The organism is Embleya sp. NPDC001921, from assembly GCF_053594475.1.
This window is the reverse complement of sequence record NZ_JBSFEO010000042.1, coordinates 53620-69536: the sequence shown is the minus strand read 5'-3', so window position 1 is coordinate 69536 and position 15917 is coordinate 53620. Positions and strand designations below refer to the sequence as shown.

Here is a 15917-nt window from a genome sequence, read left to right as displayed (position 1 = left end):
TGTGCAACGCAGCGTAGGAGCGGGACGGGCTACAGGAACAGGGGGATCGCGTTGAGGTCGGCGTACCGGGTCGGGGCGGTGAGCCGACCCAGCCGCACCGGCGTGTCGTACAGCCGCCCCGGGGCGAACCGGGCCGAGATCGGGCGAAGTCCCGGGACGATCACCCGCACCACGGGCAGTTCGATGTCGGGGCGGGTCTGGTCGAGCACGAGCAGTTCCAGATCGTGCGCGCGGACCAGGTTCTCGATGGTCCGCACGTCCTCGCGCAGATCCCGGTGCCGCCGGTACGGGAAGTCGCCCGGAGCACTCGCGGGCAGGCCGGGATCGGGGGTGACGTAGGGATGTTCGGCGATGGTCGTGGTGCGCCACCAGTGCAGCGCGACGGGGTCGTCGCACCCGTAGCCGGACCCGTCCGCGGCGACCCGGGCGACGGGCGGCAACATCTGGTTGACCTCGGCCAACGCGCGGCGCAGCGCGGTGCGCGGGTCCAAGTGCGCGCCGAAGCCGAGCGAGATGTCCTCCGCCGCCTTGTCCACCCGCCGCGACAGGGCGGCGAACACCGGCACGCCCAGGTCGCTGGTGAGGTCGAGGGCCCACACCTGCCGGTGCAGTTCGGCGTGGCCGCCGCGCACCCGGGCGATCCAGGGGTCCTCGAACGTGTCCAGGTCGACCCCGCGCTGTCGGGTGCGGTTGTACCACCACAGCGCGACGGCGTCGCGTTCGACCAGTTCCAGGAAGCCCTGGAGGATGGCGTCCTCGAGCGAGCCGCCCGCGGCGCAGCCGTTGGAGCCGGCGACGCAGCGGCGCCCGCCCGGGTCGCGCGGGGCGTTGTAGTAGAGCAGCGAGGTGGGCAGCAGCCGCGGGCGGTCGTCGGTGAGCGACCAGGTCGGGGTCCAGTGCACCGGCGCGTGGTCGTCGAACGGCGCGCAGACGTGGTGGGCGGGGGCGTGTTCGGCGTTCCAGCGCTCGCGGTCCGCGAACTGGCGGGGGTGGAAGAGCTGGACCAGGTCGGGGTGTACGGCGGAATCGCCGAGATCGGCGTAGGCCGCCAGGACGGCGGGTTCGTCGCCGTGGTGGTCGCCGCTGAACCGTTCCACGGCCTCGCACAGCGCGCCGACCCGGGCGTCGCGCGCGGTCGGGCCCTTGCCGGAGCTGTGGGTGCGCAGCCCCGCGTGCGGCGCGGTTCGGCCGGCGGGCGCGGCGGCCGGGTTGTGGCCGGCGTGGAAGCAGTTGAGGAAGTCGGGGCCCCGGGTGTCCCGGGTGATCTCGCCCAGGACTCCGGTGAGCGGATCCACCAGGTGGCCGTGCCGGTCGAGGATCTCCTCGGGGGTCGAGGCCCGGTCGCCGTACGCGGTGTCGGCCTTGATCCGGGTGCCGGGGCGGACCGGGGCCCGCACCCGCCGGGCGACGAGTTCGGGGTCGCCGCAGCCGGCGCATTGCGGACGGCGGCGCACCGGGTGGTGCCGGCCGGTGAGGGTGAGGGTGTCCAGTGTCCAGATCGTGTCCCGGCCGGGTCGAGGCCGGCCGGCCAGCCACTTGGCGGCTTCCAGGCCGGCCAGGTGCAGCGCGAGCAGCCGGCCGGCCGGGTGGGCGGACGCGGGTGGGCCGACCGGTCGGCCCAACGCCTGTTCGAGGTAGCGGTGCGCGGGGCGATTGCGGCGACGCGGTTCGGCCAGGCAGTGCCAGCACGGGGCGTCCGCGTCGCCGGGGCGGAACAGCGGTCCGATCCAGGGCTGTTCGCCGCCACAGCGGACCAGGAGCCAGGGCACCCCGCAGGCGCGGTGCGCGGCGTCCAGGTCGGCCAGCGCGGGGTCGAGGTAGTCGTCGCAGCCGGCGACGGTCAGCGCCGGGGGCCGGTCCGAGGTGTCGGGCACGTGCAGCCCGGCGGCGACCAGGGCCTCGGTCAGCGCGGTCGCGGTCGCGGTGCCGGTCGCGCCGACGCCGACCACGCGGACCGGGCCGGTGCGTACCCGGTCCGCCGCGAGATCACCGTCCAGGCCCGCGAGTTCCCAGTAGGCCCGGTCGGCGTCGGGGGTGTCCTCGGCCGGTCGCCGGTGGGTGAGCAGGCCCGCGTCGAGCAGGCCGCCGACCAGGTGTCGGGTCTGCGCGGCGGGCAGGGCCGGTGCGGTCTCCGCGATGAGCGCGTCCAGGGTGCGGGTGCCGTCCAGGAGCGGTGCGAGGGTGACCAGGCCGGTTCCGCGCAGTGCGGTCACCTCGTGCTCGGACACCAGGAACACGCCTTCGGCGGGCACTACTTCGACCTTCAGATGGGGTTTGAAGGCGAGACCGGGGGCATTGTGTCGCGCGCCGTTCACGATTTCCCTTCGGTCCTTGGCGAAGTCCGCCGATCGGGTCGGGATTTCCCGGTCAGTCGTCGGGCTGCGCGTCCGACCAGCAGATACACGTGGCCGGCCGGTTTCGATCCGCCGGCGGCGCGGTGAGATTCTCGACGACCAGTTTCTCGCAACCGTCGGGGGAAAGCGCCGGGACGGCGGACGCGTGGACTCGGGCGGGCGGATGGGCGATGGCGTTCATGGCGCTCCTCGGGGGTGTGCGCGGGCGGCGTGCCGGGCCGGTTGCGTCCGAAGCCGGTGGGCCGGACCGGGCACTTCGTCGATGACGGGTCGATGAACGAGTCGATGACGAGGGGGAGTCTTCCTCCGCTCGCCGTGAGTACGCCGGCGGCGTGCCGTGGGTTTTTCCCGATCGGGTGTGAACTCCTCACGTACCCAACGGATATCACAAATACGCGGCCCCACCGATGGAACACGTATTCGATTCGCGGCGGGCGGATTGCCGTCGTCGCGCTTTCACCGGAAATCCCGCGGCTCGGCCATAAACCGTGCTGATCGAAACGAACGCAAGCCCTTAACGCGCGACCCCCTGTCCACCCCCTTCGATTTCTAGCCTGGAAGCATGACTTCACCCATCGCTCACCCGGAAGCGGCCCCGCCGGATTCGCGGCGCTGGATCGCACTGGCCATCGTCATGACCGCGGCGTTCATGGATCTGCTCGACGTCACGATCGTCAACGTCGCGCTGCCCTCCATCCAGCGCGACCTGGACGCCTCCACGAGCCAGATCCAATGGATCACCGCGGGCTATGTGCTCGCGTTCGCGGCCGGCCTGATCACCGGCGGCCGGCTCGGCGACATCCACGGGCGCCGGCGGATCTTCCTGATCGGCGTCACCACCTTCACCGTCGCCTCCGCGCTCAGCGGCTGCGCGGTGAACGCGGACATGCTGGTCGCGTCCAGGATCCTGCAGGGCGCCGGGGCCGCGATCATGGTCCCGCAGGTCCTGTCGATCGTGCACGCCACCTTCCCCGCGCACGAACGCGGCAAGGTCTTCGGCCTGTTCGGCGCCATCGTCGGCATGGGCGGGGTCTGCGGACCGCTGCTGGGCGCGCTGCTCACCGAGTGGAACGTGTTCGGCCTGGAATGGCGGACCATCTTCCTGATCAATGTGCCGGTGGGCATCGCCGGGCTGATCCTGGGCCGCAAGTACATCACCGAGTCCAAGGCCGCCCGCGCCCTGCGTCTGGACCTGGTCGGCGTCGGCCTGGTCACGCTGGGCCTGCTGATGTTGCTGTACCCGCTCACCCAGGGCCGCGAGTTGGGCTGGCCGCTGTGGGGCTACCTCTCCATGGCCGGCTCGGTGCTCGTGTTCGCCGCGCTGGCACTGTACGAGCGGGCCAAGACCGGTCGGGACGGTTCGCCGCTGGTGGAGCTGTCGCTGTTCCGGGTGAAGAGCTTCAGCGCCGGGATCGCGGTGGAGTTCGGCTTCGGTGTCGTGTGCGGCATGTTCTTCCTGGTCTGGACGCTGTACATGCAGATCGGACTGGGTTGGAGTGTGATGCGCGCCGGTCTGACCAGCCTGCCGTTCTCGGTGGCGGTCGCCGCCGCCGCGGGCGTCTCGGTGCAGAAGCTGGTGCCGCGATTCGGGCGCAAGGTGCTCCAGGCCGGTGCGCTGGTGATGGCCGCGGGCATGCTGATCCACCTGTGGGAGGCGGACCGGTACGGCACCGGGATCGCGGCCTGGCAGATGGCGCTGCCGCTCGTGGTGATCGGCGTCGGCATGGGGCTGATCGTGGCGCCGCTGACCAACGCGGTGCTCTCCGATGTTCCGCGCGAGCATGCCGGGTCGGCGTCCGGACTGATCAACACGACGCTGCAGATGGGCAACGCGCTGGGTCTGGGGCTGACGTCGGTGGTCTTCTTCCGGCTGATCGACGACGGTCTCGCGCCCGAGAAGGTGGGGCCGGCGTTCGTGAACGCCTTCGAGAACTCGCTGCTGTGGGCCGCGATCGTGCTGCTCGCGATCTTCGGGTTGATGTTCGCGCTGCCGGCGCGTCCCGAGGTCGACCCGACGCTCGAGGCGGAGGCCGAGGCGGCTCCGGCGGACGGCCCCACCGGGGACGCGCCCGCCGAGTGGGAGTCCCGGAACGGCGCGATCGGCGCGCCCCGCTGACCACTCGGCGCCGGGTCGACGCGGTCGCGGGACACCCGTGCCCACGCACCGCCGTCCCAGGACGGCCGAGCGTGGGCACGGGTGTCTTCCCCGGTCGGGCCGGGGTCTCGGGTCAGACCGGGGTCTCGGCCATCCCCGCCGACAGCGTCGTTCCGTCGATCGGGTCGATCAGCAGGAACGAGCCCGTGCGCCGGGAGTGCGCGTACGGGTCGAGGGCGATCGGCTCGGCGGTGCGCAGCACGACCGTGCCGATGTCGTTGGCGACGAGTTCGCCGGGGGCGGGCCGGTGCGAGAGGTCGTCGAGGTCCAGCCGCGAGGGGATCTCCGCGACGATCGCCCGCACCGTCCTCGTGGTGTGCCGCAGCAGCACCCGTTGCCCCGGCACCAGCGGCCGGTCGTGCAGGTGGCAGACGGTCCCGCGGACGTCCCGGGTGGGGTCGGGCGCGGTGTCCTCGGGGGCGAGCAGATCGCCGCGGGAGATGTCCAGGTCGTCGGCCAGCCGTACGGTCACCGATTGCGGCGCCCACGCGGTGTCCACCGGTTCGCCGAGGGCGTCGATGCCCTCGACGGTGCTGGTGCCTCCGGACGGCAGCGTGCTGACCCGGTCCCCCACCCGCAGCACGCCGGACGCGATCTGGCCCGCGTAGCCCCGGTAGTCCGGGAGTTCGGCGGTCTGCGGGCGGATCACGTACTGCACCGGGAAGCGCGTCGGGTCGCCGTCGGGGTCTCGGGTGACCGGCACCGTCTCCAGGTGTTCGAGCAGGGTCGGCCCGGTGTACCAGCGCATCGTCCCGGTCGGCTCCACCACGTTGTCCCCGGTCAGCGCGGAGACCGGGATCGCGGTGACCTCGGCCACCCCGAGCGCTGCGCAGTAGGCGGTGAACTCGTCGGCGATGCCCGCGAAGACGCGCTCCGACCAGTCCACCAGGTCCATCTTGTTGACCGCGAGCACCACGTGCCGGATCCGCAGCAGCGCGGCCACCGCGGCGTGCCGCCTGGTCTGTTCGACCACGCCGTTGCGCGCGTCGATCAGCACCACGGCCAGTTCGGCGGTGGACGCCCCGGTGACCATGTTGCGGGTGTACTGCACGTGCCCGGGGGTGTCGGCGAGGATGAACCGGCGGCGGGGCGTGGCGAAGTAGCGGTAGGCCACGTCTATCGTGATGCCCTGCTCACGCTCGGCCCGCAGGCCGTCGGTGAGCAGGGCCAGGTCGGGTGTGTGCTGCCCCCGGTCGAAGGAGGCCCGCTCGACCGCCTCCAGTTGATCGGCCAGGATCGATTTGCAGTCGTGCAGGAGTCGGCCCACCAGGGTGGACTTGCCGTCGTCCACGGAGCCGGCGGTGGCGAAGCGCAGTGTGTCGACGATCATCAGAAGTATCCCTCTCGCTTGCGGTCCTCCATCGCGGCCTCGGACATCCTGTCGTCGGCCCGGGTGGCGCCTCGCTCGGTCAGGCGGGACGCGGTGATCTCGTCGATGACCTTCTCGACGGTGTCGGCGTCGGAGTCCACCGCGCCGGTACAGGACATGTCGCCGACCGTGCGGTAGCGCACCCGCCGGCGCTCGGTCGGCTCGTCCTCGCCCGGGCCGCCCCAGTCGCCCCGGGTCAGCCACATGCCGGCTCGGTGGAAGACCTCCCGCTCGTGCGCGTAGTAGATGGCCGGGAGTTCGATCCGCTCGCGGGCGATGTACTGCCAGATGTCCAACTCGGTCCAGTTGGAGAGCGGGAAGACCCGCACGTGCTCGCCCGGCGCGTGCCGCCCGTTGTACAGCTGCCACAACTCCGGTCGCTGCCGGCGCGGATCCCAGCCACCGAACTCGTCGCGCAACGAGAACACCCGCTCCTTGGCCCGGGCCTTCTCCTCGTCCCGGCGGCCGCCTCCGAACACCGCGTCGAAGCCGTGCCGTTCGATCGCGTCGAGCAGCGGCACGGTCTGCAGCGGATTGCGGGTGCCGTCCGGCCGCTCGCGCAGCGCGCCGGTGTCGATGAACTCCTGGACGGACACCACGTGCAGGCGCAGTCCGTGTCGGGCCGCGGTGCGGTCGCGGTAGTCCAGCACCTCGGGGAAGTTGTGGCCGGTGTCCACGTGCAGCAGCGCGAACGGGGGCACCGCGGGCGCGAAGGCCTTGAGCGCGAGGTGCAACATCACGATGGAGTCCTTGCCGCCGGAGAACAGGATCACCGGCCGCTCGAACTCCCCGGCCACCTCGCGCAGGATGTGCACCGCCTCGGACTCCATCGCGTCCAGGTGTGCGAACGGATACCCGTTGTCGGTGCCGTCGGCGCGGTCCGTCGCGATGGTCATGCCGATCCCTCCTCGATGAGCAGCGCGCGCAGCGCCGTCGCGGCCTCGGATCCGTGCGCCGGGTCCGCCGCGGTCGGCGGCCCGGTCGAGTCCGCGGCGGCGCCCACGCACACCTCCAGGTAGCGGGTCCCGCTGTCTCGGTGCCAGGCCCTCACCCGGGCCCGGGTCGCCGCGTCGGGGGCGGGCACCGTCACCAGCACGGTGGCGCCGTTGCGGGCCAGTACGTGCGCGGCCCGGCCGATCCGCAGCACGTGCCCGCGGCGATCGGCGCGGGAGGACGGCGGGTCGGCGCCGACGACGCGGCGCAGTGCGGCGCCGGTGAGGATCTCCACCCGGCGGTGCGCGCGCCGCAACGATCGGGCCGCGGCCCGGGCGAGCCGGTCCCGGTCCGCGCCGGGCGGGCCGGTGAGCCACACGGTCGCGCCGGGCCGGCAGGTGCAGTACACGGGCGCGGTCACGAGGCACACCACCCGCGGACCGCGGCGGTCAGGATCGTGCCGGCCGCGCGGAACTCCGCCGCGCTCAGCCTCTCGTGCGGGGTGTGGTCCAGCTTGGAGTCGCCCGGCCCGTAGGCGACCATGGGGACGTCGTGCCAGGTGGTGGCAAGCGTGTTCATGTCGCTGCTGCCCTTCTTGAGCAGGAAACGCGGTGTGGTCCCGGCGGCACGGAACGCGCGTTGGAAGACCTTCACCAGCGGGCTGGAGCGCGCGGTGGACACCCCTGGGGTGGCCCGGACCACGGCCGGCGCGATCGGCGCCAGGGGCAGTGCGCGCAGCGCCGCGAGCAGGTCGTCCACGGCCAGTCCCGGCGGCACGCGCACGTCCACCGTCGCCTCGCCGACCTGTACGTCGCCGCGGTTGAGCGCGCGGATGCCCAGCACCGCGGTGAGCGCGTCCGGGTTCAGTCGTTCCACCTCGGCGCGGACCGCCCGCAGCCCCTCGACCATGCGATCACCGGCCGTGCGCACGCCCTTTCCGGCGGTGTGTTCGGTGTGTTCGGACATGGTCAGCCGCAGCTTGACCAGGCCGTAGTAGCCGATGGTGAGCGCGCCCGCGCCGCTGGGTTCGCCGATCACGACCGCGTCGGCGGGGTAGTGATCGCGGATGTGGAAGGCGCCGGCGCCGGTGGTCTCCTCCTGTACGGCGCCGATCACGCGTACCTGCGCGTCGTCCGGCACCTGCAGGTCGGCCAGCGTGCGCAGGTAGGTCACCAGGCTCGCCTTCGCGTCCACGCAGCCGCGTCCGGTGAGCACGTCGCCGTCCCAGCGGACCGGCCAGCGGTGCGGCACGGTGTCCAGGTGGCCGAGCAGCAGCAGCCGGCGCGGGCCGGTGCCGCGGGTGGCCACCAGGTTGCCGGCCGCGTCGATTCGGGCATCGAGCTCATGGGCCGCGCACCAGTCGGCGAGATACTCGGCGAGTTCGCGTTCGTCGTGCGATACCGACGACAACTCCACTGTCCGGGACAGGAGTTCGAGGTCGGGGCTGGGTGCGGGGGCACGCCAGAACCGGGTCGCGCGGGTGGTGTCGAGGGTGTGCGGGCCGGTGATCGCCACGTCGCAGGTGCCGCCCAGGGCGATCTCCGCGGCCCGGACCTTGTGCCGCATCCGGCCACGGGCGTAGCGCTGTCCCTGTCCGGGCGCCATGTCGCGCAGCGTGCCGCCGTCCGCCTCGGGGTCGGCCAGCAGTCCGGCCGTGCCGGTGACCAGGCGCAGGTGGTCGGCGTCCAGGGCCTTGGCCGCCTCGGCGGCCAGCACGTCCGCGTCCACGTTCAGCGCCACGCCGCCGTCGGCGTCGGCGACCGGCGGGGACAAACACACCACGTCGAAGGTGGCCAACAGGTCCCTCAGGCGCGCCGCGTCGACCCCGCTCACGCGTCCCGCGCGCTGGTCGCGGACCACCCGGGTGCGGCCGTCCTCGACCACCCGCAGGGGCCCGACTGGGGTGGCGCGCACGAGGCCGGCGGTGCGGGCCGGGGCGGCGAACACCGACAGGCCGCGCCGGGTCAGCGCGTCGTCCACGCGCGGCAGCGTGAGCTGTTCGTAGGCGGCCAGCAGGTGCGGCAGTTCGGCGGGCGGACAGTAGCGCACGGTGTCGCCGGAGCGCAGGGTCAACATCCGCACCTCGCGTGCGATCCGGGCGTAGTGCTCGGTGATGCCGGCCGCGCCGCCGGCGATCACCAGCAGCCGGGCCCCGCGCCGGCGCAGCGCGAGGATCTCGTCGAAGAGCGATTCGTGCGCGAGCGTCGCACTGCCCAGCTTGAGCACGTACAGGGCGGCGTCGCGCGCGCGGGCGGTCTCGCTCGGTGCGGCGGACATGCGAGGACTCCTTCGGTGGGTCGGCGCGCGTGGGGCCACGCGCGGGAGATCGATCGGGTCAGCAGGCCCGGGCCCGGTCCCGGCGCCGGGCCGCGGCGGTGCCGGTGTACAGCGAGCCCAGCGCGGCGACCGCGGCCAGCAGGAAGGTCGCGGTGTAGCCGACCTCGGCGAGCAGCCCGCCGAGCAGCCCGGCGAGACCGACCGCGACGTCGAAGAACGAGGAGATGGCGCCCAGTACCGCGCCGCGTTCGGATTCCGGCGGGGTGTCGATCGCGATCATCGCCAGCGCCGGATACAGCAGGGTGAAGCCGCCGCCGGCGATCAGCGCGCCGGCCGCCGCGACCCACAGGGTCGTGGCGAACGCGATCAGCACCAGGCCGACCGACTCGACGCACGCGGACACCACGATCACCGGCAGCGCGCCGACTCGATCGGGCACCCGTCCGGCCACCACCCGCACGCCCACGTACGCCGCGCTGAACACGCTGATCAGCAGCGAACCGTTGCCGATCCCGCGTGACGTCAGCGCCAGCGCCCCGAAGCCCGCCACCGCCGCGTAGCCGAACGCGCCGAAGCCGAGCGAGAGTCCGGGCAGGATCGCGGCGCGCGGCAACAACCGGCCGGACACCGCGACGCCCTGGCGGGCACTGTCGGGCAGCCGGGTCAGCAACGCGACGGCGATCGCGGGGAACACGGCGGCGGCCGTCCACACCGCGCCGTACGAGCCGGTCCGGTACAACACTTCGCCCAGCGCCGGCCCCACCGCCAGGCCCGCCCACATCGCCAGTCCGTAGAACCCGACCACCTGGCCGCGCCGGTCGACCGGGGTCAGAGCCACCGTCCACACCGATCCGGCGGTGAACAGCAGGGCCTCCCCCACGCCGAGCACGAACCGCGCCGCCCACAACCCGAACAGGCTCGGCGGCAGCGCGTACAGCCCGCCGACCAGCACGATCAGCGCGGCGCCGAGCATCATCACCGGGCGGCAGCCGCGCTGTTGGGCCAGCCGCCCGGCGTACGGCCGCACCAGCAGGGCCACCACGCCGGACACCGTGAACGCGACGCCGACCTGGAAGGGCGAGCCGTGCAGTTCCCGGGTGACCAGTCGGGGGATGACCGTGATCGCCAGGCCGACCGCGACGAACGTGGTGAACAGGACGACCAGGACGCCGGCGAAGGTGCGCGCCCAGGGCTGCGGCGGGCGAGCGCGGGTGCCGGCGGTATCCGCCCCGGGCCGGTGCGCGGGCGCCGCCATCAGCCGATTCCCCGCGAGTTGCCGCCGTCCACCACCACGACCGCGCCGGTCATGTACCCGGCCTGCTCGGCGGCCAGGAAGCAGACCAGCGCGCCGAGATCCTCGGCCCGGCCGATCCGGCCCAGCGGGATGTCCCGGGCCACCTCGGCGAGCCGCTCCTCGACCCGGGCGCCGTACTGCACGTCCAGAATCGGTGTCCGGTGGAATCCGGGGGCCAGCACGTTCACGGTCACCCCGGCCGCGCCGAACGTGTGCACCAGGCCCTTGGCGAAGCCGAGTACGCCGAGCCGGGCCACCGAGGAGAGCCCGCTGGCGGGGTGCGGTTGGCGCACCGACTCCGAGGTGATCATCACGATCCGGCCCCAGCCCGCCGCGGTCAGGTACGGCGCCGCGGCGAGCGCGAGCGACACGTGCGGGAGCAGGTTGGCGTCGACCGCCTCCCGGTACTGCGCGACCGTGAAGCTCTCCACCGGGCCGAACGGAACGCCGCCGGAGTTGCTCACCACGATGTGCAGGGCACCGAACTCCTCGGCGGTGCGCCGGACCCAGCCCGCGGCGGCCTCCTCGTCGCGCAGATCGACCGGGGTGGCCAGCACTCGGCCCTTGCCGCACGCGTCGATCTCCTCCCGGGCGCGGGCCAGTTTGTCCGGGTCGCGTCCACAGATCGACACGTCCGCGCCCTCCGATGCCAGCGCACGCGCGACGGCGAGGCCGATACCGCTGCCGGCCGCGGCGACGAGCGCGGCGCGGCCGTCGAGTCCGAGATCCACGGTCGGCTCCTATCGTCGCGCGGCGGCGGTCGCCGGGGTCGGCTCCGTCCATGCCTTCGTCGGATGCGTCCGGTCGCCGTGCCCGGGCAGCAGTGGATAGCCGTAGCGGCGCAGCAGCGGCGCGGTCAGTGCGGTGACGCCGGCCAGGTCGCGCGGGGCCAGTTCGGTCCGCCAGCGCTCGTCGGGGCGGATCTCGGTGCTGCCCTGACGCAACCGGTCCGGGTTGCCGGTGACGGTGTGGTTGCCGCCCAGGTGCACCCGGCCGTGCGCGTCGACCGGCGGCTCGTCGTCGAGTCCGGCGAAGCGCAGCACGTCGGCGAGCACGTCCGCGGGCCGCGCGCACAGGTCCTCGTGGCGCACCCGCAGGTAGCGGCCCACGGCGGTGGCGCCGACGAGTTCGGACGCCAGGTTGAAGGCGTTCCAGTAGCCGCTGCTGCGGGCCGGGCTCATCGGGTCGATGTACTGCTTGGCCCGCCGGTAGGACAGCGCGGTGGCCCGCGGGTCGCGCACGATGTGCAGGATGCGCACGTCCAGGTCGCGGCGGCCGAGCAGCGCGGCGGCCTCCGCCGGGTACTTCGAGCCGTCCACGATCAGCCTCCCCGCGCCTTCGTCGACGAGCCGGTGATGGATCCGCGCGGTGCGGTCCAGGAGTTCGTCCACTCCGGGGGCCGCGGACACCTGTCCGCGGGCCTCGGCGAGTCGGGCGCGGACATGCCGGGTGCGCAGCAGCGCGTGTTGTCGCATGGCTGTCCGCAGCGCGGTCGCCTCCAGCCCGGTGCCGTCGGTGTCCTCCAGCACCCCCGACCACAGCGGGCACGCGCGCAGGCTCGTGCCGCAGCCGCAGGTCGAGTTGCTGCCCCGGCCCAGGACGCCGTTGCGCCACAGGTAGTGCAGTTCGCCCACGTGCCGCACTTCGGGCAGTTCGTTGAGGATGTTGCCCAGGAGCGTGCTGCCGCTGCGCATCCAGCCGGTGATGTACAACACGCGTGGGGACCGGTCGGCCATCGCGAGCGCCCTCCCTTCTCAGTCGCGGGTCAGCAGCAGGAAGTGCTGCGGAAGGTGAACGGCCAGTCCCACGCGGGTGGTTGCCCGCACCGCGTCAGCGCCGTCGGGTCCGGCGCCGCGACACAGCGCGAGCGCGGCCACGTCCGGGACGAGCAGGGTCGCGGCGGCGCGGAAGTCGCCGAGCAGCACCCGGTCGCGCGGGATCATCCGGGTCCGGGAGACGGTGACGCCCGCTCGGGCCAGCAGGTCGAGCGTGCCGGTCTTGACCAACTCCCAGTAGGTGAAGGGATGTACGACGATCCCGTCGCACGAGCCACCGGTCTCCTCGACCTCGGCGGCGGCGGTGGTCAGGCCCTCGGCCAGGTCCGCGCCGAGCCGGCCGTGCCGGCTCTCGGGCAGGGTGAGCAGGCCGGGGATCGCCTTGTCCGCGCTGCCGTGCAGCAGCGCCTCGTTCTCCACCACGGACAGCCGGACCAGCACGCGATAGTCCACGAAGGACGCGAGCAGCGCGGGCTCGTCGAGCAGTCCGCGCGGGAGCGGCACGGACACCGTCAGATCGGTGAGTTCGGCCTGCTCCAGGCGGGGCACGAAGGCGCCTTCGGGGGTGCTGCGATAGGAGGTGCCGGCCGGGGCCGAGGCCTCGGCGGGCGGCTCGTGCACGTACGGCACCCGACGGTCGGGCACCGACGCGGTCTTCAGCAGGTGCCGCACCGCGTAGCGCGGCCGGGTCGCGAACAGCGGGAAGACCGCGGGCAGATGGGCCCGGAACGGGACCACCCGATCCTCGCCGGCGGGCACGCCGCCCATCGCCCAGGCGAATTCCTCGCCGGGACTGCGCGTGCGCAGCCCGGGGTCGGCGAGCGTGACCCGGACTCCCTGCTCGACGGCGGGCCCGGCGGCGGCTCCCTGCATGGCGACTCCTCGGCTGGATCCGAACTCGGAAGGTTTCCCGAGTAATCGACGTTAGGCGTGATCTCCACCGCCGGGGGCCGCCGTCGAACGCGTGTTTTTATGACCCGGATAAGTGCGCGTGATTTCTCCGGACATTCGGGCGGAGGAATCGTCGACATCATGGTCGTGGGCACCGAGCCGGCAGACACCCGGTTCGGCGTCGCCCGTGCCACCGAATGCCCGTTTGCCCGTATGCGCGTCGCGCACGACGCCCGCCGTCTGCCCGCTCGGCGCCGGATCATGCCACCGGATCTCATATTCGCATTGGCCGTGAGAATCTCATGCCGAAGTCGTGAACCGTACCGTGGAACGGCGGGTCGGCGCCCCGTACGCTGGTTTCGGCCGACGATACGACGCCGAAGGCGCCGGGCGTCGGAGCCGGCCCGGAGGAATTGCTCAGGTTTATTGATCTTGTTGCCGCACAGCATCATCTCGGCCCCGTCGCCACCCGAGCGTCAGGTGTGTGGCAAGACCCTTCATGGATGTGAGTGGAGAATGCATCACGACCTGCAAGTCAATCGACTGAGGGCCCTGTTGACCGTGGTCGACCTCGGCGGTTTCCGCCGGGCCGCTGAGGCTCTGCACATCACCCAGCCCGCCGTCAGCCAGCAGATCCGACAGCTCAACGGCCTGATCAAGGGTCCGATCTTCACCTCGACCGGGCGCAACCTGCGGCTCAGCCCGCAGGGCGAGGAACTCCTCGGCTACGCCCGGCGGATCGTCGCGCTCAACGACGAGGCGGTGGACCGATTCGTGCCGGCCGCCGGACACGAACGGCTCTCCATCGGGATCGTCAATCAACTCGCGGAGGCGTTACCGGAGTTCCTTCGGCTGGTCACCCGCAGGCTGCCGCAGGCGCAGGTGAGCGTGCGCACCGGCCTGAGCGAGGCGTTGGAGACCCAGGTGGGCACCGGCCAACTCGACCTGGCGCTGCTCCTGCAGACCCGCTCGGACGAACCGGCCGCCACCAGTCGCGGACTCGGCCACCTGCGGATGGACTGGTTCGGCCAGCCCGCGCACGGCGAGAACGCCGCGCTGCCGCTGACCCTGTTCACCGAGCCGTGCACGATGCGCGGCCGGATCGTGGACGCGCTGGACGCCTGCGACCTGCCGTGGCGGATCTCCTACGAGGGCCCCGAGTTGGTCGGGCTGCGCGCGGCGGCGAAGGCCGGCATCGGGGTCGCGTGCCTGGTGGCCAACGGGGACGAGTTGTGGGACCTGCCCAAGGCGGTCCGCCCCGGACTGCCCGCCCCGCCCGGACCGTTGCCGGTGACGATGGCCTATCCCTCCGGTCTGGCCCCCTCGAACCTGCCGGCCATCGCGGAGAAGGCCTTTCGTCGGGCGCTGCTCGGCTATCCGTTCGTGGATGCCCCGCCCGTCCCGGACCCGGGCCGCGCGGACCGCCGCGAGCCCCGCCGGGTGCTCGCGCACCGGTAACCGGCCGGCCCGCGCCGCGACCGGCGCGGGAACCCGGGTCGGGCGCGGCCCGCCGGGGTTCCCCGACCGCCGGCCGACCGCCAATCACCAACCACCGACCGCTAACCGCGGCAGGCGGCCATCGCGCCGACGTCCCCGCCGTGCGTGTCGAAGACCAGACCGGTCACGGGCGCGGCCCGCTCGCTCGCCAGATACGCGGCCAGCGCCCCGAACTCGGCGCCGTCCCGGGCGCCTTCGCCGCGGATCCGCTCGGCCACCCGAGCGATCTCGGCGCCCGCCCCGGGGTCGCCCCACAGCCGGGGCCCGGCACCGGGACCCGCTCCCGGAACCAGCACGTTGGCCGTCACGCCGGTGCCGTCCAGGGTGTCCACCAGCCCGCGCAGATAGCCGATCAGGCCCATCCGGGCGATGCCGGACAACCCCTCGCGCCCGTGCGGGCGACGTGCCTTCGCCGGCGCGATCAACAACAGCCGACCCCAGCCGCCGCGCTTGACGATGGGCAGCGCGGCCAGCGTCGCGCTCACGTGCGGCAGCAGGTTGGCGTCGATCGCCGCGCGATAGTCGGCCAACCGGAAGCCGTCCACCGGACCGGGCGTGATCGGGCCGGAGTTGGTCACCACGATGTCCAGGCCGCCGAAGTTGTCGGCGGTACGGCGCACCCACTCGGCCACCGCGCACGGATCGTAGGGGTCCACGGGCATGCTCAATACGTCGCCCGGCCCCAGCGCGTTGACCTCGACATGCGCGCGGGCCAGCCGGCGCGGGTCCCGGTCGCACAACGACACGTGCGCGCCCCGCACGGCGAGGCCCTTGGCCGCGGCCAGGCCCACACCGGCACTCGACGCCACGACCATGGCGACGCGATCTCGCGGTCGAACATTCATGATCGGGCCTTTCGATGTCATTCTTGCGGCGACGAATCTTCCCGAGGGCGATTCCATCCGGGAAATATTAATCGTGAAACGACCGGTTGTACCGGCGTCGACGAGCAGGGCTGCTTATGCGGAAATCCTTCCCGGTTATGACCGGCCGACCATAAGGGTTCGCTCTCGGTCCGATCAGATTTCCTCATTGGCAATTATCGGGGAAATCGCGTTACGGTTTTCAGTGGCAACCAGCCGACGGGTCGAGATCGCCCGGATATCATCACCACAGCCGGAGGTTGAACTCATGCAGCAGGCCGTGCAGGCCCCCGAGTGTCCCGAATGCGCGACGACGGTGACGCTCGACGAGGACGCCAGGGTGAGCGAGATCATCGAGTGCGTGGACTGTCGGAGCGAGTTGGAGATCGCGTCCGTGAAGCCGCCGAAGGTCGAACTCGCGCCCGAGGTCGAAGAGGACTGGGGCGAATAGCGGGAATCGGGAGAGGGGATTCGGTCGATGACTTCGATCCGATCAGCGACGGACCGGT

General features: G+C 72.6%; 14 protein-coding genes. 3 read left to right on the top strand and 11 right to left on the bottom strand.

The features are described from left to right. Positions 1-29: 29 nt before the first annotated feature. Complete coding sequence (locus ACWCPW_RS37930; RefSeq protein WP_449766133.1) at positions 30-2315, bottom strand: TOMM precursor leader peptide-binding protein; 2286 nt, start codon at positions 2313-2315, stop codon at positions 30-32. 52 nt (positions 2316-2367) lie between these two features. After that, on the bottom strand, positions 2368-2535 hold the full coding sequence (locus ACWCPW_RS37925) for a hypothetical protein (RefSeq protein WP_449766132.1): 168 nt from the start codon (positions 2533-2535) through the stop codon (positions 2368-2370). Positions 2536-2916: 381 nt separating this feature from the next. Here ACWCPW_RS37925 and ACWCPW_RS37920 point away from each other — a divergent pair, with 381 nt between their 5' ends. Next, a complete protein-coding gene (locus tag ACWCPW_RS37920) occupies positions 2917-4470 on the top strand; it encodes an MFS transporter (protein ID WP_449766131.1) in 1554 nt (517 codons plus the stop codon). Between the two features lie 112 nt (positions 4471-4582). Here ACWCPW_RS37920 and ACWCPW_RS37915 read toward each other — a convergent pair whose 3' ends face one another. Genes ACWCPW_RS37915 through ACWCPW_RS37880 form a run of 8 tightly spaced genes read right to left on the bottom strand, consistent with a single transcriptional unit; the run spans position 4583 to position 13030 of the window. Next, entirely contained in the window at positions 4583-5839 is a 1257-nt protein-coding gene (locus ACWCPW_RS37915; RefSeq protein ID WP_449766130.1) for a sulfate adenylyltransferase subunit 1, read from the bottom strand. Beyond that, positions 5839-6774 carry a sulfate adenylyltransferase subunit CysD gene (gene cysD / locus ACWCPW_RS37910; RefSeq protein ID WP_449766129.1) on the bottom strand — a complete coding sequence of 312 codons (936 nt, stop codon included), beginning with the start codon at positions 6772-6774 and terminating at the stop codon, positions 5839-5841. Before cysD ends, ACWCPW_RS37915 begins: the two co-directional genes overlap by 1 nt. Continuing rightward, on the bottom strand, positions 6771-7232 hold the full coding sequence (locus ACWCPW_RS37905; protein ID WP_449766128.1) for an adenylyl-sulfate kinase: 462 nt from the start codon (positions 7230-7232) through the stop codon (positions 6771-6773). The genes cysD and ACWCPW_RS37905 overlap by 4 nt, the downstream gene beginning before the upstream one ends. Next, positions 7229-9088, bottom strand: a complete 1860-nt coding sequence (locus ACWCPW_RS37900) for a M20/M25/M40 family metallo-hydrolase (RefSeq protein ID WP_449766127.1) — start codon at positions 9086-9088, stop codon at positions 7229-7231. The genes ACWCPW_RS37905 and ACWCPW_RS37900 overlap by 4 nt, the downstream gene beginning before the upstream one ends. A 58-nt stretch (positions 9089-9146) precedes the next feature. Then, a complete protein-coding gene (locus ACWCPW_RS37895; protein ID WP_449766126.1) occupies positions 9147-10343 on the bottom strand; it encodes an MFS transporter in 1197 nt (398 codons plus the stop codon). After that, positions 10343-11113, bottom strand: a complete 771-nt coding sequence (locus ACWCPW_RS37890; RefSeq protein ID WP_449766125.1) for an SDR family NAD(P)-dependent oxidoreductase — start codon at positions 11111-11113, stop codon at positions 10343-10345. The genes ACWCPW_RS37895 and ACWCPW_RS37890 overlap by 1 nt, the downstream gene beginning before the upstream one ends. A gap of 9 nt (positions 11114-11122) precedes the next feature. Next, on the bottom strand, positions 11123-12118 hold the full coding sequence (locus ACWCPW_RS37885; protein ID WP_449766124.1) for a sulfotransferase: 996 nt from the start codon (positions 12116-12118) through the stop codon (positions 11123-11125). 18 nt (positions 12119-12136) lie between these two features. Beyond that, positions 12137-13030 (bottom strand): family 3 encapsulin nanocompartment shell protein, encoded by an 894-nt coding sequence (locus ACWCPW_RS37880; protein ID WP_449766123.1) that lies wholly within the window; start codon positions 13028-13030, stop codon positions 12137-12139. Positions 13031-13564: 534 nt separating this feature from the next. Here ACWCPW_RS37880 and ACWCPW_RS37875 point away from each other — a divergent pair. Beyond that, the gene (locus tag ACWCPW_RS37875) at positions 13565-14506 is read left to right on the top strand and encodes a LysR substrate-binding domain-containing protein (RefSeq protein WP_449766122.1); all 942 of its coding nucleotides are present in this window, start codon (positions 13565-13567) and stop codon (positions 14504-14506) included. Between the two features lie 101 nt (positions 14507-14607). Here the strand turns inward: ACWCPW_RS37875 and ACWCPW_RS37870 are convergent, their stop codons facing one another. Next, positions 14608-15360, bottom strand: coding sequence for an SDR family oxidoreductase (locus ACWCPW_RS37870; protein WP_449766121.1), 753 nt, complete (start codon positions 15358-15360; stop codon positions 14608-14610). Between the two features lie 316 nt (positions 15361-15676). Between ACWCPW_RS37870 and ACWCPW_RS37865 the strand changes: the two genes are divergently transcribed. Next, positions 15677-15859 carry a lysine biosynthesis protein LysW gene (locus tag ACWCPW_RS37865; RefSeq protein WP_449766120.1) on the top strand — a complete coding sequence of 61 codons (183 nt, stop codon included), beginning with the start codon at positions 15677-15679 and terminating at the stop codon, positions 15857-15859. Positions 15860-15917 lie beyond the last annotated feature (58 nt).

Coding starts and splice junctions, on each gene's coding strand:
- ACWCPW_RS37925 (WP_449766132.1), bottom strand. CDS start 2,535: ATGAACGCCATCGCCCATCCGCCCGCCCGAGTCCACGCGTCCGCCGTC.
- ACWCPW_RS37920 (WP_449766131.1), top strand. CDS start 2,917: ATGACTTCACCCATCGCTCACCCGGAAGCGGCCCCGCCGGATTCGCGG.
- ACWCPW_RS37915 (WP_449766130.1), bottom strand. CDS start 5,839: ATGATCGTCGACACACTGCGCTTCGCCACCGCCGGCTCCGTGGACGAC.
- cysD (WP_449766129.1), bottom strand. CDS start 6,774: ATGACCATCGCGACGGACCGCGCCGACGGCACCGACAACGGGTATCCG.
- ACWCPW_RS37900 (WP_449766127.1), bottom strand. CDS start 9,088: ATGTCCGCCGCACCGAGCGAGACCGCCCGCGCGCGCGACGCCGCCCTG.
- ACWCPW_RS37895 (WP_449766126.1), bottom strand. CDS start 10,343: ATGGCGGCGCCCGCGCACCGGCCCGGGGCGGATACCGCCGGCACCCGC.
- ACWCPW_RS37885 (WP_449766124.1), bottom strand. CDS start 12,118: ATGGCCGACCGGTCCCCACGCGTGTTGTACATCACCGGCTGGATGCGC.
- ACWCPW_RS37880 (WP_449766123.1), bottom strand. CDS start 13,030: ATGCAGGGAGCCGCCGCCGGGCCCGCCGTCGAGCAGGGAGTCCGGGTC.
- ACWCPW_RS37875 (WP_449766122.1), top strand. CDS start 13,565: ATGCATCACGACCTGCAAGTCAATCGACTGAGGGCCCTGTTGACCGTG.
- ACWCPW_RS37870 (WP_449766121.1), bottom strand. CDS start 15,360: ATGGTCGTGGCGTCGAGTGCCGGTGTGGGCCTGGCCGCGGCCAAGGGC.
- ACWCPW_RS37865 (WP_449766120.1), top strand. CDS start 15,677: ATGCAGCAGGCCGTGCAGGCCCCCGAGTGTCCCGAATGCGCGACGACG.